At 43.6% G+C, this 22,537-nt stretch carries 36 protein-coding genes; 3 read left to right on the forward strand and 33 right to left on the reverse strand.

What is annotated here, in order from left to right; all coding sequences use genetic code 11:
• The first annotated feature begins 76 nt into the window (after nt 1-76).
• From ACLWOR_RS02680 to ACLWOR_RS02690, 3 genes are all read left to right on the forward strand, one after another.
• Nucleotides 77-601 carry a TIGR03546 family protein gene (locus tag ACLWOR_RS02680; RefSeq protein WP_413939125.1) on the forward strand — a complete coding sequence of 175 codons (525 nt, stop codon included), beginning with the start codon at nt 77-79 and terminating at the stop codon, nt 599-601.
• Between the two features lie 11 nt (nt 602-612).
• Nucleotides 613-2,580, forward strand: a complete 1,968-nt coding sequence (locus tag ACLWOR_RS02685; protein ID WP_413939126.1) for a TIGR03545 family protein — start codon at nt 613-615, stop codon at nt 2,578-2,580.
• Between the two features lie 324 nt (nt 2,581-2,904).
• Nucleotides 2,905-3,981, forward strand: a complete 1,077-nt coding sequence (locus ACLWOR_RS02690; protein WP_413939127.1) for a hypothetical protein — start codon at nt 2,905-2,907, stop codon at nt 3,979-3,981.
• An 89-nt stretch (nt 3,982-4,070) separates the two neighbouring features.
• Here ACLWOR_RS02690 and ACLWOR_RS02695 read toward each other — a convergent pair whose 3' ends face one another.
• The 33 genes from ACLWOR_RS02695 to rpsL form a co-directional block, all read right to left on the reverse strand.
• On the reverse strand, nt 4,071-4,610 hold the full coding sequence (locus tag ACLWOR_RS02695) for a hypothetical protein (RefSeq protein ID WP_413939128.1): 540 nt from the start codon (nt 4,608-4,610) through the stop codon (nt 4,071-4,073).
• A 47-nt stretch (nt 4,611-4,657) separates the two neighbouring features.
• Entirely contained in the window at nt 4,658-5,218 is a 561-nt protein-coding gene (locus ACLWOR_RS02700; RefSeq protein ID WP_413939129.1) for a TlpA family protein disulfide reductase, read from the reverse strand.
• A 150-nt stretch (nt 5,219-5,368) separates the two neighbouring features.
• On the reverse strand, nt 5,369-5,902 hold the full coding sequence (gene rplQ, locus ACLWOR_RS02705; RefSeq protein WP_413939130.1) for a 50S ribosomal protein L17: 534 nt from the start codon (nt 5,900-5,902) through the stop codon (nt 5,369-5,371).
• A 119-nt stretch (nt 5,903-6,021) separates the two neighbouring features.
• Nucleotides 6,022-7,053 (reverse strand): DNA-directed RNA polymerase subunit alpha, encoded by a 1,032-nt coding sequence (locus tag ACLWOR_RS02710; protein ID WP_413939131.1) that lies wholly within the window; start codon nt 7,051-7,053, stop codon nt 6,022-6,024.
• Nucleotides 7,054-7,075: 22 nt separating this feature from the next.
• Nucleotides 7,076-7,702: a 30S ribosomal protein S4 gene (rpsD, locus tag ACLWOR_RS02715; protein ID WP_413939132.1), complete on the reverse strand. Its 627-nt coding sequence runs from the start codon at nt 7,700-7,702 to the stop codon at nt 7,076-7,078.
• Nucleotides 7,703-7,717: 15 nt separating this feature from the next.
• Entirely contained in the window at nt 7,718-8,110 is a 393-nt protein-coding gene (rpsK, locus tag ACLWOR_RS02720; protein ID WP_413939133.1) for a 30S ribosomal protein S11, read from the reverse strand.
• Nucleotides 8,111-8,120: 10 nt separating this feature from the next.
• Complete coding sequence (gene rpsM / locus ACLWOR_RS02725) at nt 8,121-8,495, reverse strand: 30S ribosomal protein S13 (protein ID WP_413939134.1); 375 nt, start codon at nt 8,493-8,495, stop codon at nt 8,121-8,123.
• A 2-nt stretch (nt 8,496-8,497) separates the two neighbouring features.
• Nucleotides 8,498-8,611, reverse strand: a complete 114-nt coding sequence (gene rpmJ / locus ACLWOR_RS02730) for a 50S ribosomal protein L36 (RefSeq protein ID WP_011165332.1) — start codon at nt 8,609-8,611, stop codon at nt 8,498-8,500.
• 119 nt (nt 8,612-8,730) lie between these two features.
• Nucleotides 8,731-9,366: an adenylate kinase gene (locus ACLWOR_RS02735; protein ID WP_413939135.1), complete on the reverse strand. Its 636-nt coding sequence runs from the start codon at nt 9,364-9,366 to the stop codon at nt 8,731-8,733.
• Nucleotides 9,366-10,697: a preprotein translocase subunit SecY gene (secY, locus tag ACLWOR_RS02740; RefSeq protein ID WP_413939136.1), complete on the reverse strand. Its 1,332-nt coding sequence runs from the start codon at nt 10,695-10,697 to the stop codon at nt 9,366-9,368. The genes ACLWOR_RS02735 and secY overlap by 1 nt, the downstream gene beginning before the upstream one ends.
• The gene (rplO, locus tag ACLWOR_RS02745; RefSeq protein WP_413939137.1) at nt 10,697-11,134 is read right to left on the reverse strand and encodes a 50S ribosomal protein L15; all 438 of its coding nucleotides are present in this window, start codon (nt 11,132-11,134) and stop codon (nt 10,697-10,699) included. Before rplO ends, secY begins: the two co-directional genes overlap by 1 nt.
• 2 nt (nt 11,135-11,136) lie before the next feature.
• Nucleotides 11,137-11,322 (reverse strand): 50S ribosomal protein L30, encoded by a 186-nt coding sequence (gene rpmD, locus ACLWOR_RS02750; protein WP_413939138.1) that lies wholly within the window; start codon nt 11,320-11,322, stop codon nt 11,137-11,139.
• Nucleotides 11,323-11,337: 15 nt separating this feature from the next.
• The gene (gene rpsE, locus ACLWOR_RS02755) at nt 11,338-11,796 is read right to left on the reverse strand and encodes a 30S ribosomal protein S5 (protein WP_413939139.1); all 459 of its coding nucleotides are present in this window, start codon (nt 11,794-11,796) and stop codon (nt 11,338-11,340) included.
• A 10-nt stretch (nt 11,797-11,806) separates the two neighbouring features.
• The gene (rplR, locus tag ACLWOR_RS02760; RefSeq protein ID WP_413939140.1) at nt 11,807-12,175 is read right to left on the reverse strand and encodes a 50S ribosomal protein L18; all 369 of its coding nucleotides are present in this window, start codon (nt 12,173-12,175) and stop codon (nt 11,807-11,809) included.
• A gap of 12 nt (nt 12,176-12,187) precedes the next feature.
• Nucleotides 12,188-12,730, reverse strand: a complete 543-nt coding sequence (rplF, locus tag ACLWOR_RS02765) for a 50S ribosomal protein L6 (RefSeq protein ID WP_413939141.1) — start codon at nt 12,728-12,730, stop codon at nt 12,188-12,190.
• Nucleotides 12,731-12,740: 10 nt separating this feature from the next.
• Entirely contained in the window at nt 12,741-13,130 is a 390-nt protein-coding gene (gene rpsH, locus ACLWOR_RS02770) for a 30S ribosomal protein S8 (protein ID WP_413939142.1), read from the reverse strand.
• Nucleotides 13,131-13,140: 10 nt separating this feature from the next.
• Nucleotides 13,141-13,446, reverse strand: a complete 306-nt coding sequence (gene rpsN / locus ACLWOR_RS02775) for a 30S ribosomal protein S14 (RefSeq protein ID WP_413939143.1) — start codon at nt 13,444-13,446, stop codon at nt 13,141-13,143.
• A 12-nt stretch (nt 13,447-13,458) separates the two neighbouring features.
• On the reverse strand, nt 13,459-13,998 hold the full coding sequence (gene rplE / locus ACLWOR_RS02780) for a 50S ribosomal protein L5 (protein WP_413939144.1): 540 nt from the start codon (nt 13,996-13,998) through the stop codon (nt 13,459-13,461).
• A gap of 10 nt (nt 13,999-14,008) precedes the next feature.
• Complete coding sequence (gene rplN / locus ACLWOR_RS02785; RefSeq protein ID WP_413939145.1) at nt 14,009-14,377, reverse strand: 50S ribosomal protein L14; 369 nt, start codon at nt 14,375-14,377, stop codon at nt 14,009-14,011.
• A gap of 10 nt (nt 14,378-14,387) precedes the next feature.
• Nucleotides 14,388-14,660 carry a 30S ribosomal protein S17 gene (gene rpsQ, locus ACLWOR_RS02790; RefSeq protein ID WP_413939146.1) on the reverse strand — a complete coding sequence of 91 codons (273 nt, stop codon included), beginning with the start codon at nt 14,658-14,660 and terminating at the stop codon, nt 14,388-14,390.
• Nucleotides 14,661-14,668: 8 nt separating this feature from the next.
• Nucleotides 14,669-14,860: a 50S ribosomal protein L29 gene (gene rpmC, locus ACLWOR_RS02795; RefSeq protein ID WP_413939147.1), complete on the reverse strand. Its 192-nt coding sequence runs from the start codon at nt 14,858-14,860 to the stop codon at nt 14,669-14,671.
• A gap of 6 nt (nt 14,861-14,866) precedes the next feature.
• Nucleotides 14,867-15,274, reverse strand: coding sequence for a 50S ribosomal protein L16 (gene rplP, locus ACLWOR_RS02800; RefSeq protein WP_413939148.1), 408 nt, complete (start codon nt 15,272-15,274; stop codon nt 14,867-14,869).
• Nucleotides 15,261-15,926 (reverse strand): 30S ribosomal protein S3, encoded by a 666-nt coding sequence (gene rpsC, locus ACLWOR_RS02805; protein ID WP_413939149.1) that lies wholly within the window; start codon nt 15,924-15,926, stop codon nt 15,261-15,263. Before rpsC ends, rplP begins: the two co-directional genes overlap by 14 nt.
• A gap of 2 nt (nt 15,927-15,928) precedes the next feature.
• A complete protein-coding gene (gene rplV, locus ACLWOR_RS02810) occupies nt 15,929-16,261 on the reverse strand; it encodes a 50S ribosomal protein L22 (protein ID WP_063204857.1) in 333 nt (110 codons plus the stop codon).
• 12 nt (nt 16,262-16,273) lie between these two features.
• Nucleotides 16,274-16,564 carry a 30S ribosomal protein S19 gene (rpsS, locus tag ACLWOR_RS02815; protein WP_413939150.1) on the reverse strand — a complete coding sequence of 97 codons (291 nt, stop codon included), beginning with the start codon at nt 16,562-16,564 and terminating at the stop codon, nt 16,274-16,276.
• A gap of 9 nt (nt 16,565-16,573) precedes the next feature.
• The gene (rplB, locus tag ACLWOR_RS02820) at nt 16,574-17,392 is read right to left on the reverse strand and encodes a 50S ribosomal protein L2 (protein WP_413939151.1); all 819 of its coding nucleotides are present in this window, start codon (nt 17,390-17,392) and stop codon (nt 16,574-16,576) included.
• A gap of 2 nt (nt 17,393-17,394) precedes the next feature.
• Nucleotides 17,395-17,673, reverse strand: coding sequence for a 50S ribosomal protein L23 (gene rplW / locus ACLWOR_RS02825; RefSeq protein WP_413939152.1), 279 nt, complete (start codon nt 17,671-17,673; stop codon nt 17,395-17,397).
• On the reverse strand, nt 17,673-18,302 hold the full coding sequence (gene rplD / locus ACLWOR_RS02830; protein ID WP_413939153.1) for a 50S ribosomal protein L4: 630 nt from the start codon (nt 18,300-18,302) through the stop codon (nt 17,673-17,675). The genes rplW and rplD overlap by 1 nt, the downstream gene beginning before the upstream one ends.
• Nucleotides 18,303-18,304: 2 nt before the next feature.
• A complete protein-coding gene (gene rplC / locus ACLWOR_RS02835) occupies nt 18,305-18,967 on the reverse strand; it encodes a 50S ribosomal protein L3 (protein WP_413939154.1) in 663 nt (220 codons plus the stop codon).
• Between the two features lie 12 nt (nt 18,968-18,979).
• Nucleotides 18,980-19,297, reverse strand: coding sequence for a 30S ribosomal protein S10 (gene rpsJ / locus ACLWOR_RS02840; protein ID WP_413939155.1), 318 nt, complete (start codon nt 19,295-19,297; stop codon nt 18,980-18,982).
• Nucleotides 19,298-19,504: 207 nt separating this feature from the next.
• The gene (gene fusA / locus ACLWOR_RS02845; protein WP_413939156.1) at nt 19,505-21,610 is read right to left on the reverse strand and encodes an elongation factor G; all 2,106 of its coding nucleotides are present in this window, start codon (nt 21,608-21,610) and stop codon (nt 19,505-19,507) included.
• Between the two features lie 9 nt (nt 21,611-21,619).
• Nucleotides 21,620-22,093 (reverse strand): 30S ribosomal protein S7, encoded by a 474-nt coding sequence (gene rpsG, locus ACLWOR_RS02850; RefSeq protein WP_413939157.1) that lies wholly within the window; start codon nt 22,091-22,093, stop codon nt 21,620-21,622.
• Nucleotides 22,094-22,106: 13 nt separating this feature from the next.
• On the reverse strand, nt 22,107-22,481 hold the full coding sequence (rpsL, locus tag ACLWOR_RS02855) for a 30S ribosomal protein S12 (protein WP_413939158.1): 375 nt from the start codon (nt 22,479-22,481) through the stop codon (nt 22,107-22,109).
• Between the last annotated feature and the right edge of the window lie 56 nt (nt 22,482-22,537).

Consider the following 22,537-nt stretch of genomic DNA (forward strand, 5'->3'; position numbering starts at 1 on the left):
TATACCACCGGCCACTTGCGCCCAAGCCCTCCTCTTTCTAAACTTGTATTCATTCCATTGGGGAAGAGGAGCCAACATGACGTTACTGCTGAAGCAGATTTTCAACTTTTTAAAACTCCTGAATTCGGATACCGGCACCAATCAGCTGGCATCGGGTTTAGCGCTGGGACTGATTCTAGGTTTTGCGCCTTTTATCTCTCTGCAAACATTTTTAGTCTTACTCATTATCTTCGTATTTCGCGTGCAAGTTGGCGCGGCTTTCTTGTCTGCTTTCTTTTTTAAATTTGTCGCTTTCTTATTCGACTATCCAGCGCATGTGATCGGCAAAGCCACTCTGGAAACGGAAGCTCTTCGTCCGCTCTTTACAACGTTGTACAATATTCCGTTGTTTCCGATGACTCGTTTTAACAACAGCATCGTGATGGGTTCAATGCTGGTTTCTTTCTTACTCTTGCCGTTTGCGTTCTTCGCATTCCGCGCCATGATTTTGAAATACAGAGCCACAGTGGTGGCGCGTTTTAAAGGCACAAAATACTGGAAGGCCTTTACAGCAACGAAGCTTTATAACTGGTACTGCACTTACGACAAACTTTACGGCTAAGGATTGGCAACATGACGGAACAAAATCAAACTCCTGCAAAAAAAGTAAAAGTCAAAGGCCCGATCCGCTGGGAAGCCATTATTCCATTTACGATCGTGTGCTTGATCATCGGTTTGTACTTCCATTTCTTCTTCGACACTCACCTGCGTAAAGGTATGGAATGGGCTGGCTACAAGGCCATCGGTGCGGAAGTGAATATCGGGAAATTAGAGACCAGCTTCTTTAAAGCCAGTCTGAATATCGAAGATATCGAAATCACCGATGCGGAAAAACCAACTCATGACTCCCTTAAAATTGGCGACATCCGATTCTCAATGCTATGGGATGCCCTTCTTCGCGCGAAAGTCGTGATCAACGAAGCCGCTGTCGAGCAAATTGAATTCGGAGTAAAGAGAAAATACCCAGGTAAAGTTGCACCGCCGGAACCCCCATCGAATGAACCAGGCTTTGCTGACAAACAAGCAGCGAAACTAAAAGAGAATGTTTTAAACCAAGCTGAAAGCCAATTCGGCGATAACGTTTTAACTGACGTGATTGCGATGCTGGGTGGAACAGATGCCCAAGCGCAGTTAGATAAGCTTGCACAAACTTTGCCTTCTAAAGCTATGCTTGAAAAGTTCGATGCCGAACTGAAAGGCCAGCAAAAGAAATGGGATGAGAAAATTAAAACTCTTCCACAGGCGAAAGATATTCAAGCACTGGGTGATCGTTTAAACAAAATCAAATACAAAGATTTTAAAAACGTTCAAGAACTGCAGGCTTCGCTTCAGGAACTCGATAAAGTCGTTAAAGAAGGCGATGCCAAATACAAACAGGTTCAATCTGTGGCGACCGAGTTGCAAACCGACTTAAAAGGTCTTGAAACTCAATACAAAGCTATCGACACCCAAATCAAAACCGACATTAAAACGTTGGAAACTCACTTCCGTATTCCAAAGCTAGATGCCAAAGCCCTAACAATGGCGGTATTCCAACGCTATCTCGCTCCTTATCGTGCGAAGTTCAATCGTTACAAGGCTCTTGCAGAAAAATATCTGCCACCAAATTTGGTGCATAAAAAGACTCAAGATCCTGATGATATTCCGATTCAACCACACCCACGTGAAGTCGGTGTGACATATGAATTCGGCCGCCCGAACTCTTATCCTTTATTTTGGATCAAGCGCACAGGCGTCAGTTCTCAGGCTGGCCTTTCGCCAAACTCTGGGAATATCAAAGGCGAGATCTTGGATATCACGTCCAATCAAAAACTTATCGGCAAACCAACAGTGGCAAGCATCGCCGGGGACTTCCCTGCAAATCAGATCGCCGGTGTTTTGCTGAAACTAGTTTTAGACAATCGCAAACCTGACAGCGTGATTGATTATCTTTTGAAAGTCGGCGCTTACCCACTTGAAGGCAAAGACCTCGTTCAATCAGACGAAGTGAAAATTGCTTTCCAAAAAGCCGTGGGCAGTCTTGATATCAATGGTAAATTGGTTGGTCTTAAAGATTTGACATTGAATTTTAATAATCGCTTCTCGCAGATCGACTATGCGATCAACGCAAAAAACAATATTGCGGATGAGATCTTGAAGGCTGTGTTTGCCGGTATTCCGCTGGTAACTTTGGATGTGACTGGCAGCGGAACGCTTCCTGGCATCGACTTGTCAGTGAATTCGAACTTGGGACTAGAACTGCAAAAAGGTTTTGAAAAACAAATCCAAGCGAAGATCGATGAAGCGAAGAAAAAGGTTCAAGCTTATATCGACCAAGAGATTGGCAAACTGAAAGCTCAAGTTGATGGCGAGATGAATAAACTCAAAGGCCAAATCGACACTGAGGTGAAGAAGGCTCAAGCTCAACTTGACGGACAGAAAAAGCAAGCTGAAGACAAAATCAAACTTGCTCAAAAAGACGCCGAAAACCAAGGCAAAAAGAAGCTTGAAGAAGAAGGTAAAAAAGCCGTCGATGAACTAAAAAAGAAATTGGGTTTCTAACAACAACGTTGAACTCTCTAGCGCCAGAATCTGACTGCCATCGCGGCAGTCAGATAGGCCTTCCTGGTCCCGGCAGAGCTTGATATTTTTGGTTTTGTCGTTAACTTCGACAGTTCCTTGGAACTAGCTCTCCTCGCGGATTTCCCGCCATCTGAAAAATTTATTTCCACTTTCGAAAAATTTTATTTTCAAATTTCCGCTTTCGAATTTTTCCGTCAACTTCATTTCCAGGACCCCAGCTTCAATCCATCAATTTACCTCGCATTCACTTTTCACCCATTTAAAAGTCCTGGAGAAAATTGCTAGGCTGACGATGAGGTGGGTATGAAAACAATAATCGAAGTTAAGAAAATATTTGTAACGTGTTCGGTTCTTACTCTTTGCACGGCTTGTTCGCAGGTCAGTTTTACTCCGAGTCCTCTTCCTGACTCTTCACTCGTGGCACCTAAAACTCAGGCGTACACAGAGATCGTCGCTGCGGGAAACAAACAAGTCGACTTTCTGATCGTATTGGATGATTCGAACTCCATGCTGCCTGAATTAAAAAAACTTGCGGCGAGAATGTCGTCATTTATGAATTCGATTGAATCCAGCGATATCGATTGGCAGATGTGCTTAACGGTGACTCGCTCAGTAAGCGGAGCCTGGGGACAACCTCTTGCTTGGAAAAATTATTCTCCACAGGCTGGCACACCAGTCTATCTTCTAAAAAAAGGATCGGCAAACCTGGACACCATCTTTAACGATACGATCAGCCAAGTTGAAATCGGTGGTTCAACATCCGGTGACGAACGAGCGATTAAGGCAACCTACGAAAACTTCACGCTCGGCAATCCAGACTCTGGCAGCAGCCACGGTTGTTATCGCGCCGGCGCCGCCCTCTCTGTGATCGCAATTTCCGATGAAGACGAACGCTCGGTCGGCGGCAACTGCAGCCTGATCAAATCAAATGATGCCGCTGACAGTTGCAAACCCCTCGAAACCGAAGACATACCTGCAAACTTGATTGCACATTCAAAAAATATTTTTGGTAACGACATTCGTTTTACTTTTAACTCGATTATCGTGAAGCCAGGAGATAAATCCTGCGAAGCCAAACAAGACGAAAACGCATCACCAAGCCACGCAGGCTATGTGTATTCGGAGATGTCACAACTCACTGAGGGTGGCGTCGGAAGCGTTTGTGATGCCGATTACAACGGAAGCTTGAACACCTTCAAAGACAAGATCGTGAACTCACTGAACCAACTGGCTTTACGTTGCCTTCCCGATCCTGCAACAATGAAGATCAAGATCAACGGCAAGTCCGTAACAAATTTCAAGGTCGACAAAAAAGTTTTGAAGTTCAGCCAATCACTGATCGAAGGAACGAAGATCGATCTCGTTTACGATTGCCAATAGGTACCTGCTTTCTTTCGTGTTGAAAAGGTACCAGGTTATTTTCGTTCGGATAAAGTACCTGGTTCAAGCAAGAGGATAAGAAGCAGGTACTACTGACGAACGTAGAAACGGATATCAAATTCGTTCGGGCGTTTTTCCGGAGACAATGCATTTCTTTGCATTGTCATTTTGCCGAAATAAAGGCGATTGGCCTGGATCATATAAATTCCGTAGCGCATATCCCCTGCTCTCGGAGTTTGAGTAGGTTTAGCTGTAAAGAGGGCACAAGGAAGTGCCGTAATCTCTTTTTCTACTCCCAATTGCCAATCAGTGAACCCACAAACAGCACGAGCATTGTAGTCATCAACGAAGTCCGAATGGAACAATGTCATTGCCACTCGAGTGAAACGGAAATCCATTTCTCCCGCGCTCGCCACAACTTCACCGTCGTTTTGAAATGCTATCAATGGTTGTGAGCAGTTGTTATCAAGATAATAAACTTCCGTCAGACTCGCCGTCTCTTCAGAAAAGACTTCGGTTCTTACAGCCTTCTGCTTACACGGCTGAACCCAAGTCCCAACAAGGTCCTGAGGAATCGCCGACAATGCCGGAACCACAATAAACAGACTCAACAAAATCGTTTTTAGCATTTCAATTTCTTTCTAGGCAAACAGTCGAGATGGCTGCGAACGAAAGGCTACTTCGCAAGAAGCGTTTTCATATATTCGATAGAGTCTTTGTTGTACCAATCAATAGAGCCAACAAGCTTTTTCACGACCTTTTGATCTTTCCCAAGTACTAAAGATTCTGGCAAACGCGAAACTTCGAAACGTTTCATCAAGCTGCGATCTTCATCCCAAACAATTTGAATATCCGCGTGCTGAAGCTCCGGGAAAGACTTTAAGAAAACTTCGATATCTTCCTTACGGCTGTCGCCGGAAATCGCAACCAACTTCACGTCGCCTTTAAACTCTTTCACGAGTTTGATCAAAGAAGGAACTTCTTCCACGCACGGAGAACACCAAGAAGCCCAGAAATTTAAAATGACAACTTTGCCTTTGAGCGCGCTCAACTCTGACGAGTTTCCGGAGAAATCCTTAAACGTGAAATTAGGAACGCCTTCTTTTTCCATCTGCGCTAAGCTTTGCACACTTCCAGAAGGCGTATGCATTGTTGAAGCCATGTACTGTTGGAAGGCCCAAACACCTACAACACCCAAAATGACAACGATAATAGCGGCCTTAATATGTTGTTTCACTGAAACCTCCACAAAGATGCATATCCAATTATTGTTGTAGGATTGCTTGGTCAGAGGCGCAAGCAGAGAGCCACGCAATATAGCTCATCAAATAAAAAAAGGGACTCAAATGAGTCCCTTTTTAGAAGCTTCTATTTTTAGAAACTCAAATTATGCGCGAGCTGCTGCTCTTGCTTTCTTTTGAGTCTTTTTAACAGATTTCTTTTTAGCAGCTACTAGTTTAGTAGATGCTTTTTTAGCTTTCGCTGCAGGTTTAGCTGCTTTTTCAGTTTTAGCAGCTTTTTTGTCAGCTTTTTCTTCTGGTTGAGCAGAAGCAGCTTCGAAATCGTAGTCTACAAATTCAAGGAACGCCATCTCAGCAGTGTCACCTGGGCGACGACCGATTTTGATGATGCGAGTGTAACCACCAGGACGTGTTTTAAAGCGAGGAGCAAGGTCCTTCACGATAGTTTGAACAGCTTCCTTATTTGGGTAACGAGACATCAACAAACGGATCGTAGCCAAATCACCTTTTTTACCAAGAGTGATTGCTTTTTCAACGTGACGACGTACTTCTTTAGCACGGTCAACAGTTGTAGTGATACGGCCGTGCTCGATCAAAGAAGTCACAAGACCTCTCAACAAAGCTTTACGTGGGCCAGATTTACGATCGAAATGTTTTACTCTTCTTCTGTGTGAACTCATTTTATTCTCCGTTCAACGGGCTGACCGTATCAGGTATCAGCACGATAGAAGGTCCTCTTGACGAGGACCTTACTTTTATTGCCTGAATCCTTATGGTTTCAGGGGTGAGAACTCAACAATTACTGTTGAGTTTCTCTTTTTTGTGGAGGCTGGTTTGGATCCCATCCTTGCGGAGGCCATCCATCGATTTTCATTCCAAGACCCAAGCCCATTTCGCCCAAGATTTCTTTGATTTCATTCAAAGACTTACGGCCAAAGTTCTTAGTTTTAAGCATTTCAGCTTCAGAACGAACAACCAACTCACCAATGTAGCGAATGTTAGCGTTTTTCAAGCAGTTCGCAGAACGAACAGAAAGCTCAAGATCGTCAACAGAACGGAACAAGTTCTCGTTCAATGTTGGAGATCCGATTTCGCGTGTTTCTTCTGCTGGCTCCATGCTTTCATCGAAAGTTAAGAAGATTTGCAATTGTTCTTTCATGATTTTTGATGAAAGAGCAACAGACTCTTCTGGTTTCAATGAACCATCAGTCCAAACTTCCAAAGTCAAAGCATCGTAGTCAGTTCTTTGACCAACACGTGCATTTGATACTGTGTAGTTAACTTTACGGATTGGGCTGTAAAGAGCGTCAACGCCGATGAAGCCAACTGGAAGATCAGTTTCTCTGTTTTCTACAGGAACGTAACCACGACCGAAACCAACGATGATTTCAGCGTTGAAAGTTGCGTTTGCACCCAAAGTAGCGATGTGATGGTCTGGGTTCAAAACTTCGACCTTATCAGAAACTTGGATGTCAGCTGCAGTTACTTTGCCTGGACCTTTTTTAGAGATCTTCAAAGTCAAAGCATCTGCAGTGTATTGTTTAAAACGAACTTCCTTGAGGTTCAAAATGATGTCAGTAACATCTTCAAGAACATCTGGGATCGTAGTGAACTCGTGCAACACGCCTTCAAACTTAACTGCTGTAACAGCAGAACCCATCATTGAACTCAAAAGAATTCTTCTCAAAGAGTTACCAAGAGTAACTCCGAAGCCTCTTTCAAGGGGACGGATAATGAATTTTGCGTAGTCATCACGAAGAGAATCACGATCAACCTCAAATCCCTTTGGTTTGATCATTTCTCTCCAAAACTTATAATAATGCTCTTGCATAGCTCCCCCGAGAGGTGAAAAATTATCTTGAGTAGTATTCAACAATCATGTTCTCTTCAACTGCCACTGTTACTTCTTCACGATTTGGAAGATCTTTAACAGTTCCAGTGAATTTCGCATGATCTGCTTCAAGCCAAGCTGGCACAGTACGTCTTGCAACCCCTTGGATCGCAATAGCAACTTTCGCCATTTCACGGCTTCCTTCAGCAACTTGAATAACGTCGCCTTTAGAAACAAGAATGCTTGGAATGTTAGCTCTCTTACCATTCAACAAGAAATGGTTGTGTTTCACAAGCTGTCTTGCTTCGCGACGAGAACTTGCGTAACCCAAAGTGTACACAACGTTATCTAGTCTCATCTCGAGGAATTTAAGAAGCGCAGTACCCGTCAATTCTTTTGAACGGGAAGCTTCTTTTACATATTTTACGAATTGTTTCTCAGAAACACCGTAATATCTTTTAGTTTTTTGTTTTTCACGCAATTGAAGTGCAAATTCAGAAAACTTCAAACGGGATTGACCGTGTTGTCCTGGTGGATAAGGTCTTCTTTCGAAAGAGCACTTATCAGTGAAACAACGGTCACCTTTCAAGAAAAGTTTTACGTTTTCGCGACGGCAAAGCTTACAAACGCTCTCGTTTACGCAGCTCACAGGTAATCTCCTCTATTAAATTCTTCTACGCTTAGGTGGACGGCATCCGTTATGTGGAACTGGAGTCACGTCTTTAAGAGACAAGATTCTCATTCCAGTTGCAGCTAGTGCACGGATAGCAGGCTCACGTCCAGCGCCTGGTCCTTTAAGATAAACGTCCACAGATTTCATGCCTGCTTCCATAGCTTTTTTCGCTGCGTCTTCTGCCGCGACTTGAGCAGCGAATGGTGTACCTTTACGGCTTCCTTTGAAACCTAGGTGTCCTGCAGAGGACCAAGACACAGTAGCACCAGTTGGGTCAGTCATCGTTACGATAACATTACCAAATCCAGCTGAGATATAGCAGTTTCCTTGCGGAACGTTTCTTTTAACTTTTTTCTTAGCAACTACTTTTTTATCTGTATTCATGAGTTACCCTTTACACGGCCTTTTTCTTGTTAGCGACCGTCTTTTTAGGACCCTTACGAGTTCTTGCATTAGAACGAGTGTTTTGACCACGAACAGGAAGACCTTTTCTGTGGCGGATACCTCTAAAGCAGTTCAAATCCATAAGGCGCTTGATTGATTGCCCGATTTCACGACGCAAATCACCTTCAACTTTGAAGCTTTGCTCCACGATTGAACGGATTTTAGCAATGTGCTCGTCTGTCAAACCTTCAGTTCTCAACTCATGAGGAATACCTACTTGTTTGCAGATCATAGCCGCACGAGGGCGACCAATGCCGTAGATGTACGTCAAAGCAATTTCAACTCGTTTATTTCTAGGTAAGTCGACACCAAGGATACGTGCCATGATTAGCCCTGCCTTTGCTTATGTTTAGGGTTTTCGCAAATAACGCGAATGACGCCTTTTCTTTTGATAACTTTACATTTATTACAAATCGCTTTAACCGATGGTCTTACTTTCATAATGTTTTCCCATACTTAAATCGCCTTATACAGGCGTAATCTCAGCAAAAAAACGAACGCGGTCCGGCACGCTAACACCGAAAAACCTTAAAGTCTAGAGATAAAAATAATACAGCCGTCTATTTTATTATTTTATCGATCTCTTTGTAGACTTCTTCGGTGTCTCTATTACCGTCCACTTCTACGTATTTGCCTGATTTTTTATAAAACTCTTTTAAAGGGCTTGTGAATTCATGGTAGGTCTTCAAACGCGTTTCAATCACGTCCGCTTTATCGTCGTTCCTTTGAACAACTTCGCCACCGCAAACATCACACTTGCCTTCCATCTTGGGAGGCTTACTGGCTACATGGTAGACAGTGCCGCAACTTTTGCATACTCGACGTCCCGTCAAGCGATCCATCAAAATCCCCATTGGTACTTCCAAAAAGATGGCTTTTCCAATAGAGATATTCATTTTCTTAAGTAATTCCTCAAGAGCCTCTGCTTGAGCGACAGTTCTTGGAAAACCGTCGAGGATGAAGCTTTTAAGGCCTTTCGCAAGAACCTCTTCAACCATGCCGATAACGATGCTATCTGGCACAAGTTGACCTTTATCCATGTACTCTTGAGCTTTTTTGCCCAGATCAGTCTGACCCTTGATGGCAGCGCGGAAGAGGTCTCCCGTGCTGATCTGAGTCATTCCGTGTCGCTCAATCAAAAGAGATGATTGAGTTCCTTTGCCTGCCCCTGGGGCTCCAAACAGGATCAAGTTCATTAAAATTGAACCCTTCTGCTACGGATTTTCGCACCCTTCAAGAAACCCTCATATTTTTGAGTGATCAGGTGGGATTGAATTTGTTGGGCCGTATCCAAAGCAACACCAACAAGGATGAGCAAGCTTGTTCCACCGAAATGGAATGGCAAGTTGAACATAGTTGTTAGGATACCTGGCATAATACAAACTACGGAAAGATAGATACATCCAAGAACGTTTACGCGCTCAAGTACTTTTTGGATGTAATCAGCTGTGCTTTTACCAGCACGAACACCTGGAACGAAACCGCCGTACTTTTTCAAGTTGTCAGCTACGTCGTTCGGATTAAATACGATTTCGGTGTAGAAGAAAGCGAAGAATACGATCAATGCAACGAACAAGATATTGAAGATCGTGCCTGAAGGATTCAAAGAGTCTTGAAGCGCTTTCAACCAAGGAACGTTAACGAATTGAGCCATCGTCGCTGGGAACATCAAAAGAGATGAAGCGAAGATTGGCGGGATAACGCCTGAGAAGTTGATTTTGATTGGCAAATGGCTTGTTGGCGTTTGCATTGCCTGCATGCCTGTACCGCCAGCAGCTCTTTGAGAGTACTGAACTGTGATACGACGTTGCGCCACTTCCATATAGATAACAGCTGCAATAACAGCGACCATGCCAAGAACTAGAAGCAATGCAAAGATTGGTTGCATTTCGTTGTTCTTAACAAGTTCCCACAATTGCTGAGCACCACCAGGGATCGCAGCAGCGATACCAGTGAAGATGATAAGTGAAGTACCGTTACCGATACCGCGCTCAGTAATTTGCTCACCCAACCACATGATAAAGCATGTACCAGCAGTTAAAGTGATGATTGTCATGATTTGGAACGGAAGGAAAGCCACGATTGGAGAGATCACCAAAGGACGTCCATCGGGACTTGCAGAGTTCATCAACCAAGTAGAGATACCGTAACCTTGAACGATCGCCAAAGCGACTGTTGCGTAACGAGTATATTGATTGATTTTGCGTCGACCTTGTTCACCTTCTTTTTTCAACGCTTCCAAGTATGGAATCGCAGAAGTCAAAAGTTGAAAAATGATCGACGACGAGATGTACGGCATAATACCCAATGCAAAAATACTGAATTGGGAGAGAGCACCACCCGTAAAGGTGTTAAACAAACCAAAGATTCCTCGGCTCTGTGCTTGGAAGAAAGAAAGGACAGCAGTTCCATCCACGCCTGGTGTAGGAACGTGCACGCCAATTCTATAAATCGCCAACAGCGCCAAAGTGAACAAGATGCGTTTACGAAGATCCGAATTCTTTGCGATGCTCTCAATTGCAGACACTATTTTAATACCTCGACTTTGCCGCCAGCAGCTTCAATAGCTTTCTTAGCGCTTTCTGAAAATTTATGAGCCTTTACAGTCAAAGCTGCTTTAAGCTCACCATTTCCCAAAATCTTAACCGCACCACCAGATACAAGTCCAGCAGCGTGTAGAGTTTCAGGAGTTACTTCTCCAGAAAATTTAGCAAGTTGTCCGATATTAACAATCTCAAAGTTGTTAGCAAATGCGACGTTGCTGAAGCCGAACTTAGGAAGACGACGGTGCAAAGGTGTTTGACCACCCTCGAAACCACGACGTACTTTACCACCAGTACGAGCCAACTGACCTTTGTGACCTTTTGTCGCAGTGCCTCCCATACCAGAACCGATACCACGACCGATTCTTTTTGGGCTGTGTTTCGAACCAGAAGCTGGTGCCAATGTTTTAAGCAAGCTCATGATTACCCCTTCACTACAACATCAACTAGATGTTGAATTTTCATAATATTTCCACGGATCGCTGCAGAGTCCTTCACTTCAACTGAGTGACGGATCTTTTTCAATCCAAGGCAACGAACTGCATCTTTTTGGTCTTGAGTGCAGCCGATTGTCGATCTTTTCAATGTAAGAACAAATGTTTTAGCCATTTAATCCACCAAATCTTACAGTTGTTTCAACTGTTTCAAGCCGTCGATTGTTGCTCTTACAGCGTTGTGAGGGTTACGAGTTCCTACGCATTTCGTAAGAATATCTTTTACCCCAACAGACTCAAGAACCGCACGAACAGCACCACCAGCGATAACACCAGTACCAGGAGCCGCAGGCTTCATGATAACTTTAGCAGCGCCGAATTTACCGATTACTTCGTGAGGGATTGTGCGACCATCTTTCAAAGAAACAGACTTAGCTGATTTCTTTGCAGAACGGCTAGCTTTACCAATTGCCTCAGGAACTTCACCAGCTTTACCTGAACCGAAACCAACGTCTCCCGCTTTGTTACCAACGACAACAAGAGCAGCGAAAGAGAAGCGACGACCACCCTTAACAACTTTTGTTACACGGTTGATAGCGACTACACGTTCTTCTAGTTCAGCAGCAGTAGTAGTTTGAACTTTCTCCACACATCACTCCTTAGAAATTAAGGCCGCCCTCGCGAGCGCCCTCCGCAAGAGATTTCACACGTCCATGGTACAAGTAACCATTACGATCAAAAACTACGTTTTTGATGTTCTTAGCAGTAGCTGCTTTCGCAACTTCAACGCCAACGAATTTAGCCATCTCGATGCCTGTTTTCTTGTCATCTTTTCCAAGAGAAGAAACAGTCAAAACAGTTGTACCAGTTACGTCGTTGATGATTTGCGCATACATGTGCTTACCGCTTCTGAATACGCAAAGACGAGGTCTTTCATCAGTACCGTGAACTGTTTTACGGATTCTGATTTTCTTCTTGAGGCGATTCGCTTTTCTATCACTAGTGTGCTTACTAATTTTAAGTTTCATATATTACCTCAATTATTTACCAGCAGACTTACCGGCTTTACGTCTGATTTGCTCACCAGCGTAACGAACACCTTTACCAAGGTAAGGCTCTGGTGGACGGAATGAGCGAATTTTCGCTGCAACCTGACCAACTAGTTCCTTGCTTGCGCCGGAGATCATCAAGTTAGTTTGCTTGTCGACTTTAATTTCGATGCCTTCAGGGATGTCGAAGATAACTGGGTGAGAGAAGCCCAAAGAAAGCTCCAACTTTTTACCAGCTACGTTTGCACGATATCCAACACCTTGAAGTTCCAAACCTCTGTGGAAACCTTTAGTCAAACCGATAACTGCGTTTTGCAACAACGCTCTGTAAAGACCATGAAGGCCACGAGCCTCTTTAGTCTCCACGTTGCGAGTCAAAACAACTTTGTTACCTTCGACCTTAGCAGAGATCTGAGGTTGCATTGCAATTTTAAGTGAGCTCTTTGCACCTTTAACTGTAATTTCGTTAGCAGGTGAAACAGACACTTGAACTGTGTTATCAAAAATTACGGGTGCTTTACCAATACGCGACATAAATCACCTCTTACCAAAGTGCGCAAAGCAATTCGCCGCCGATTTTTTGATCAGCTGCTTGCTTCCCGCTCATGATTCCTTTTGACGTGCTAAGAATAGTCATACCCATTCCAGAACGAACAGTCGGAATACTGTCAGATTTAACATAAACTCTACGACCAGGTTTGCTCACTTTATCGATAGCAGTGATAGCATGGTTACCAGCTTCATCGTATTTCAAGTAAACACGCATGATGCCTTGTTTGCTGTCTTTCGCTACTTTAAAGCTACGGATGTAACCTTCGTTAACTAGGATTTGAGCAATACCTGCTCTCATCTTAGAAGCTGGAAGATCCACTTTTTCGTGCTTAGAAGCACCAGCGTTTCTGATCATTGTTAGAAATTGAGAAATTGTATCCATTCTTAACCTCTTACCAGCTAGCCTTAGTTACGCCAGGCAATTTACCGTCTAGGGCAAGTGCACGGAACGCAATTCTGGACAATCCGAATTTTCTGTAGTTACCACGAGGGCGACCAGAAAGTTCACAACGAGTGATTACGCGGTTCATAGAAGTGTCGCGACGAAGATTTTGAAGTTTTTTGCGAGCTTGGTCGCGTTCTTCATCAGAAAGCTTCATGTTAACAGCAGTCTCTCTCAACTGTTTTCTGTACTGAGCGTATCGCTTAGCTAGTTCTTTACGTTTGTTGTTTTTTTCAATACTTGCTTTACGAGCCAATTGACACCTCTCTTACTTTCTGAAAGGCATACCAAGTGCTTCAAGAAGCGCTCTGCCTTCGGTATCGTTTTGTGCAGTTGTACAGATAGTGATGTTCATACCACGAACTTTATCTACGCGATCGTAGTTAATTTCCGGGAACACGATCTGCTCTTTCAAGCCCATGTTGTAGTTACCACGGCCGTCGAAACCTTTATTTGGCAAACCACGGAAGTCACGTACGCGTGGAAGAGCCAAAGTGTTCAAACGATCAAGGAACGACCACATTCTCTCTCTTCTCAAAGTCACGCGAACACCGATAGGGATGCCAGCGCGCAATTTAAAGTTAGAGATCGCTTTTTTAGCTTTAGTGATAACAGCTTTTTGACCCGTGATTGCAGTAATCTCGTCAACTACTGTGTTCAAAATTTTTGGATTTTGAACTGCTTCACTCAAGCAAACGCTCAAAGTGATTTTCTCTAGACGAGGAACTTGCATTACGTTTTTTGCGCCCAATTTTGTTTTCAAACTTGGAGCAATTTCTTTATTGTATTTGTTCTGTAAACGATTCACATCACACCTCTTAAAGAACTTCAGGAGCCAAAGAGACGATTTTCACGAATTGCTTCGCTCTCAACTCTCTCGCTACTGGTCCAAAGATACGAGTTCCGATTGGCTCTTTAGAAGCGTTGATCAAAACTGCAGAGTTATCATCAAAACGGATGTAAGATCCATCTGGACGACGCAATTTTTGTACAGTTCTAACAACAACAGCTTTTGCTACGTCGCCTTTTTTTACTTTTGCGTTTGGAAGAGCTTCTTTAATAGAAACAACGATAACGTCACCGATAGAAGCGAAACGACGTTTAGATCCACCAAGGACCTTAACGCACATTACTTCTTTCGCGCCAGAGTTGTCTGCAACATTAAGTCTAGTTTGCATTTGAATCATATTCTGCTCCCTATCCTTTTGCTGTTTCTACGATTTCAGCCAAAGCCCAACGCTTTGTTTTGCTAAGTGGACGTGTTTCGCGGATCTTAACGATGTCACCAATTTTAGCTTGGTTTTTTTCGTCGTGAGCTTTGAACACAGAAGTCTTCTTAACATACTTTCCGTATTTTGCGTGTTTAACCATACGGTAGATTAGAACAGAGATGGTTTTATCCATCTTGTCAGAGATAACCTCTCCTACCACTTCAATTTTACGGCCTCTAGTATTAGTTTCTGTCGCCATATTCTATCCTATCTCGCCACTTTTTTAACGATCGCTGTATTAATTTTTGCGATGTTACGACGAAGATTGCGGATCTCAATTGGGTTTGAAAGTTGACCAATTGAGTTCTTAATACGCGCTTGGAATAATTCTTCGCTAAGCGCAGCTCTCTTCTTTTTCAATTCAACTACAGAAAGATCTTTGATCTCTTGGAATTTCATATCTAACTACTCCCTCGCCAAGAAACGAGTTTTGAAAGGAAGCTTATGAGCTGCACGTTCAAATGCTTCTTTTGCCTGTTCACGAGTAACACCGTTCATCTCGAAAAGGATCTTTCCAGGAAGAACACGTGCAACCCACAATTCAGGGTTACCTTTACCGCTACCCATACGTGTTTCAGCTGGTTTTTTAGTTACCGGGATGTTTGGGAACACACGGCACCAAATTTTACCACCACGCTTTACTGAACGGGAGATAGCAATACGACCTGCTTCTAGTTGACGTGCTGTCAAGCGACCTTCTTCGACTGCTTGAAGACCGAAATCTCCAAAGTCCAAGTTAGCGCCTCTAACAGCAAATCCTGTAGCACGGCCTACAAATTGTTTACGCCATTTTACTCTTTTAGGACTTAACACGACCTGCCTCCTCAACTTCGCGAGCAGATAAGATATCGCCTTTATAGATCCATACTTTCAATCCGATGATTCCGTATGCTGTCAAAGCTTCTGCAGTACCGTAGTCGATATCTGCACGCAATGTATGAAGAGGAACGCTCTTCTCATTGTACCACTCTGAACGAGCAATCTCAGCACCATCAAGACGACCAGAAACACGGATCTTGATACCTCTCACGCCGCCTTTGATCGCAGCTGCAATAGATTTTTTAAGAGCTCTTCTCCAAGAGATACGTTTCTCAAGTTGTTGAGCAATGCTCTCAGCAACGAGCTGAGCATCGAGGTCTGGCTTGCGCACTTCTTGGATGCTCAAGAAAACTTCGTTGGGTGTAAGTTTTTGAACTTCCGCTTTAAGAGCGTCAATACCAGTACCTTTTTTACCAATTACAACACCTGGACGAGCAGTAGAGATGATGATTTTAATCTTCTTCGCTGCACGTTCCATTTCAATTTTCGCAACACCCGCGTGCTTAAGCTTGTTTTTCAAGTATTTTCTTAAGCGGATGTCTTCGTGGATATTTTCGAAATATTGGTTACCCTTCGCATACCAGCGAGAGTCCCAAGTTCTGATAACACCAACACGTAAACCAATAGGATTAACCTTTTGTCCCACGACTATTTCTCCTCAAGTACGACGTTAATGTGGCTGGTTTTCTTGCGAACACCGAACGCGCGGCCTTGAGCGCGAGGACGGAATCTCTTAAGTACAGGCCCTTGGTCAACCCAAATTGCCTTAACATAAAGATTATCTACATCCATAACCTTTTTGTATTCTGCGTTTGCTACTGCTGATTCGATCAATTTCTTAACCATGCCAGCAGTTTTTTTGTTCAAGAAAGTAAGAGTTTTAACTGCTTCGTTCACGTCTTTACCGCGAACAAGGTCAACAACCAATCTTGCTTTCTGAGCGCCAACTCTTGCGTATTTCAAGCTTGCTTTAACTTCCATAATCAACCTCTATTATTTCTTCGCAGCAGCAGGAGCAGCGGCTTTTTTCTCAGCATGACCGTGGAAAGTTCTTGTTGGAGCAAACTCACCGAGTTTGTGACCAATCATGTTCTCAGTGATGTACACTGGAACAAACTTTCTACCATTATGAACTGCGAACGTAAGTCCGATAGTCTCTGGAAGAATTGTTGAGCGGCGTGACCAAGTTTTAATAACTTTTTTATCATTTTTCTCGATCGCATGGTCGATCTTCTTTTGAAGATGAGTATCGACAAATGGACCTTTTTTAATTGAGCGTGCCACGTTTTACTCCTACTTACGTCTCTTAATAATTGACGAATCAGTGCGCTTGTTATGTCTAGTCTTATAACCCTTACAAGGTTGACCCCAAGGAGTCACAGGGTGATGACCTTTACCCACACCTTCACCACCACCAAGAGGATGGTCAACCGGGTTCATAGCCATACCGCGAACTGTAGGACGGATACCTCTCCAACGAGAGCGACCAGCTTTACCAAGAGCGATATTTTCATTGTCAGTGTTTCCAACTTGCCCGATTGAAGCGCGGCAAACTGAAAGAACTTGTTTCAACTCACCAGAAGGCATACGTACTTGGCAGTACAATTCACCTTTACCAGCTAGAGTTGCAGATGCACCAGCACCGCGACAGATTTGACCACCTTTACCAGGGCGCAATTCGATATTGTGAATCACTGTACCAACTGGGATAGCTGCCAAAGTAAGCGAGTTACCTGGTTTGATATCGGCTTTGTCAGAAGAAGAAACAGTATCACCAACGTTCAAACCTACTGGAGCGATGATGTATGCTTTTTCACCATCCATGTAAGAGATCAAAGCGATACGGCAAGTTCTGTTTGGATCGTATTCGATCGCAACGACTTTTGCAGATACTTCAAGTTTATTTCTTTTGAAGTCTACCAAACGGTATTTTCTTTTATGACCACCACCGTGGTGGCGCATAGTGATTTGACCGTGGTTGTTTCTCGCGCCTTGTTTTTTCAAAGGAGCAAGTAAAGACTTCTCAGGAGTTGTCTTTGTAATTTCAGAGAAATCGAAACCTGTCATTCCTCTGCGACCATGAGAGCGTGGGGCGAATGTTCTAATACCCATCTTTATACTCCCTCAAAAAGAGCGATTTTCTCACCTTCAGAAAGTTTTACGTAAGCTTTCTTCCAGTAAGGAACCTTTGTTAATCCAAATTTAGTTTGCTTCGAGTGACCGCGGCAGATGCTAGTTCTAACACTGTCAACTTTCACTTTGAAGTTCTTCTCAACAGCTGTTTTGATTTCTGTTTTTGATGATTTAACATCAACTTCGAAAACATAAACGCCAGCTGCGTTGTGGAATGTGTTTTTCTCAGTAACGAGAGGTGCTTTAATTACTTGTTTCATTACGCGTTCTCCAATGAGCAACGGTTCACGATTTTTGCTACAGATTCTTTAGTGATGATCGCAGCATCGTATTTCAACAAGTCAAAAACGTTCAAACCTTCAACTGGGAAGTATTTGAATTCTGGCATGTTGCGAGCTGCACGGCTGAATTTTTCATCAACGCTAGCATCAACCAAAACAGCTTTTTTCAAACCGAATGCTTTCAAACGTTTGCTAAGCTCAGCAGTTTTACCTTCAGATTGCATGCTGTCTACTACGAACAACTTGCCTTCTTTTTGAAGGTGAGAAAGAGCCATGCTCAAACCTAAACGACGGATTTTTTTCGGCAAAACAAATGCATAGCTACGAGGTTGTGGACCGAAAGCAGTACCACCACCAGGCATCAAGATAGAACGGCTAGAACCTTGACGAGCTCCACCAGTACCTTTTTGTTTGAATGGCTTTTTACCACCACCGCTCACAAGACCTTTTGTTTTAGTCATGTGAGTACCTTGGCGACGGCTAGCCAATTGCCATTGAACTACAGTGTGAAGAACTTCTTTTTTAACAGAAGCTTCGAACACGTCTGCAGCTAGGTCTACAGACCCTACTTTTTCTTTTTTCCAGTTAAGTACATTTACTGTTGCCATAATTATGCCTTCACCAATTTAACCAAAGTGTTGCGGGCACCAGGAACAGGGCCTTTTACCATAACAACGTTTTCAGACGCGATAATATCGACGATCTCTACGTTTTTAACTGTTACTGTTTCAGCACCCAAGTGACCCGGGAATTTTTTACCTGGCATTACGCGACCTGGCCATGTTCTGTTACCAGAAGAACCCGGACGACGGTGGAATTTAGAACCGTGGGAAGCAGGACCACCTGCGAAACCCCAACGTTTCACTGAGCCAGCAAAACCTTTACCTTTTGATTTAGAAGTGAGTTTTACAACATCACCTTTAGTCAAAGAATCGATAGATACTTGAGCTCCAAGAGTTACACCCTCTGGAAGAGCTTGACGAAGTTCTTTTACGAACTGAGCGCCATTTTCAAAGTTAGCTTTTGCCAAGTGACCTTGTTCAGCTTTGTTTGAATTTTTAGCTTTCTTTGGATGACAAGCCAACTGAACAGCTTCGTAACCATCAACTTCGTTAGTTTTGATTTGTGATACAAACCAAGGCTCATAACGAAGAACAGTTACAGGCACAGCTTCGCCCTGTTCATTGTAAACAGTAGCCATACCTTCTTTGAATGCGTAGAGGCCGTTCAGCTTTAAGCCCTGCGCAGAATTTTTTTCTGTAGTTTCACTCACGACGGACTCCTATTAGATAGCCGACAATTTAATTTCAACATCCACACCAGCAGAGAGGTCGAGTTTCATTAGCTGATCGACAGTCTGTTGAGTGGGTTCCAAAATATCCAACATACGTTTATGAGTTCTGATCTCGAACTGCTCACGAGATTTTTTATCAACGTGAGGAGAACGCAAAACCGTGAAACGGTTGATGCGAGTTGGCAATGGAATTGGTCCCGCAACTTTTGCGCCAGTACGACGAGCAGTCTCGACGATTTCTTTTGTAGATTGATCAAGCAATTTATGATCGAAAGCCTTCAATCTGATTCTAATCTTTTGACTTTGCATATATAGACACTCTTCTTCTGTTTATAAAGTATCGTAATTACTAGTAAATTCTTCTTCGCACACGTCAATTATCCCATCGAAAACGTACCCCGGTTTAGCCCTTGCGGCCTGATGCTCAGCGCGGGGGGTTTTTTGTAGATTTAGACGCTATGAGTGCGCGAGTATGCGCAACCCAAAATACTTTGTCAAAGGGAAATTATTAATTTTTTAATATCTTCCCATTTTGTGGAGAATTTCGTTTTTGACCTTCGGTGGTACGACTGAATACTCCAAGAATTCCATACTGAAACTTGCTCGCCCCTGACTCAAACTGCGCACATCCGTCGCATAGCCAAAGAGGGACGCCAAAGGGGCCTCAGCGGAGATCACCTGACCTCCACCCTGTTTTACATTCATAGACAAGATTTTTCCGCGGCGGGCATTAAGGTCACCTACCACGTTACCTACGAATTCGTCAGGGCAACTGACTTCCACTTTGAACACAGGTTCCAACAACTCAACATTTGCATTTTTTACAGCATCTCGGAATGCCAATGAAGATGCGGCTTTAAAGGCCATCTCATGGGCGGCTTCCGGACGGATATCAATGGAAGTGAGAGTTCCTTTGATTCCAATCATTGAGTAACTTGCCAAAGGACCTACCTCTGCCGCTTCTTTGAAACCGCTCTCAACGGCTTTTAGCAACGGAGCTGTGAAGTCTTTAGTAAGGGAAACTTTATTTACAAATACAACACCTTCACCTTGATGAACCGGCTCGATCGAAAGAGTGACCTGAGCATAGTTCGCCTCACCTGCAATTTCGCGCTCATAAGTGTGAGTCGCTGTTGCCGGGACAGTGATTGTTTCTCTATAGGAAACTTGCGGCTTACCGACATTCGCTTGAACCTTGTGTTCACGCAAAAGACGGTCAACGAGAATTTCTAAGTGAAGCTCTCCCATACCAGACAAAAGAATTTGTCCTGTCTCTGGATCTGTACGCAAACGCGAAGAAGGGTCTTCCTTCTCAAGTTTCGCAAGACCTGCGAGCATTTTTTCTTGGTCCGCTGAAGACTTCGCTTCAATCGCAACCGAGATCACTGGCTCTGGGAAAGTAATAGATTCAAGAACAACTGAATGTGATGTTTCACAAAGAGTGTCACCTGTACCTGTGAATTTTAAACCTACAACAGCACCGATATCACCCGCTTTAAGCTCGGTGATTTCTTCGCGCGAGTTAGCGTGCATTTTCACAAGTTTTTGGATGCGCTCTTTTTTCTGAGTACGTGGATTCAAAAGTTGATCGCCAACTTTGACCGCGCCTGAATACACACGAATATACGTCAATGTGCCGGCAAAAGGATCATTGGCGATTTTGAACGCCAATGCAGCAACATGAGCATCGAAATCTGTTTTACAAACGATTTCTTTTTCCGGCTTTTCTGGGTCGTGACCCACGATTGCAGGAACTTCGATCGGAGATGGAAGATAGTCAATAACCCCATCAAGCAAAGGCTGAACACCTTTATTTTTGAAGGCCGCACCACAAAATACCGGAACAGCTTTCAATGAAAGAGTTGCTGAACGCAAAGCTGCTTTTAGCTCTGCCACAGACACTTCTTCACCGTTCAAATATTTCTCCATAAGAGCGTCTTCGAACTCAACGATCTTCTCAATAACTTCAGTGCGGAAACGCTGTACGTCCGCCTGCATGTCATTAGGAACATCGGTAACTTCGAATTGATCGCCTTTTCCAGATACGTCCCAAACGTAAGCACGGTTTTCAAGCAAATCCACAACGCCACGGAAAGAATCTTCCATACCGATTGGAACTTGAACTGGGATTGGATTGCCATTGAGTTTGTCTTTGATTGTACCAACAGACATCACAAAGTCTGCACCCACGCGGTCCATCTTATTGATGAAACAGATACGTGGAACTTTGTATTTGTCAGCTTGTCGCCAAACTGTTTCTGACTGAGGCTCTACACCATTCACACCGTCGAAAACCGCAATCGCACCATCAAGAACGCGCAAAGAACGCTCAACTTCAATAGTGAAGTCAACGTGCCCGGGAGTGTCGATGATGTTGATACGATGATCTTTCCAGAACGCCATGGTCGCGGCAGACGTGATAGTGATACCACGTTCTTGCTCTTGAACCATCCAGTCCATGGTGGCATCGCCATCATGAACTTCGCCGATTTTATGACTTTTACCTGTGTAGTAAAGGATTCGTTCGGTGGTGGTCGTCTTACCGGCATCGATGTGAGCCATGATGCCGATATTACGAGTGTACTTCAGATCAGCTACAACTTTAGGATCTTTAGCTGACATGAAACTAGATTACCAATTGTAGTGAGAGAATGCCTTGTTAGACTCAGCCATTCTGTGAACGTCGTCTTTCTTCTTAATAGAGTTACCTCTATTGTTGTACGCGTCCATGAACTCAGCAGCCAAACGTTTAGAGAAGTCTTTCTCACCGCGCTCGCGAGAGTATTCAACCAACCAACGCATAGCCAAAGCCAAACGACGTGATGGACGAACATCTACAGGAACTTGGTAAGTAGCTCCACCTACGCGACGTGAACGAACTTCGATAGAAGGTTTTACGTTCTCGATCGCTTTTTTGAAGATAGCAAGAGGCTCTTCATTAGGAACTTTTCCTTTAAGCTCTTCAAGAGCTCCGTAGAAAAGCTTCTGTGCAGTTGCCTTTTTACCTTGAATCATCATTTTGTTAACGAATTTAGCAATAACTAGATCTTTGAAAACTGGATCTGGAATTACTTCTCTTTTAAAGGTCTTTTTACGACGTGACATGTGTCAATTTCCTTTATTTCTTAGGTCTCTTAGTACCGTATTTAGAACGACCACGTAGACGTCCGTTTACACCTTGAAGATCAAGTACACCGCGAACGATGTGGTAACGAACACCCGGCAAGTCCTTCACACGACCACCACGAATAAGAACAACGCTATGCTCTTGGAGGTTGTGTCCGATACCTGGGATGTAAGAGATAACTTCAAAACCGTTAGACAAACGAACTTTTGCTACTTTACGAAGAGCGGAGTTCGGTTTCTTTGGAGTTGTCGTGTATACACGAGTGCAAACACCACGGCGTTGAGGGCAATTCGCCAATGCTGGCGATTTTGTTTGGTTCTTTTGAACGATACGCTCACTTTTGATGAGCTGGTTAATTGTTGGCACTTTAATACCCCTATAAAACAATTATTCAGAGTCCTGGACGGTGGAACTTACAGCCC

The sequence above is a fragment of the Bdellovibrio sp. HCB2-146 genome (assembly GCF_047345725.1).
Lineage (GTDB): Bacteria > Bdellovibrionota > Bdellovibrionia > Bdellovibrionales > Bdellovibrionaceae > Bdellovibrio.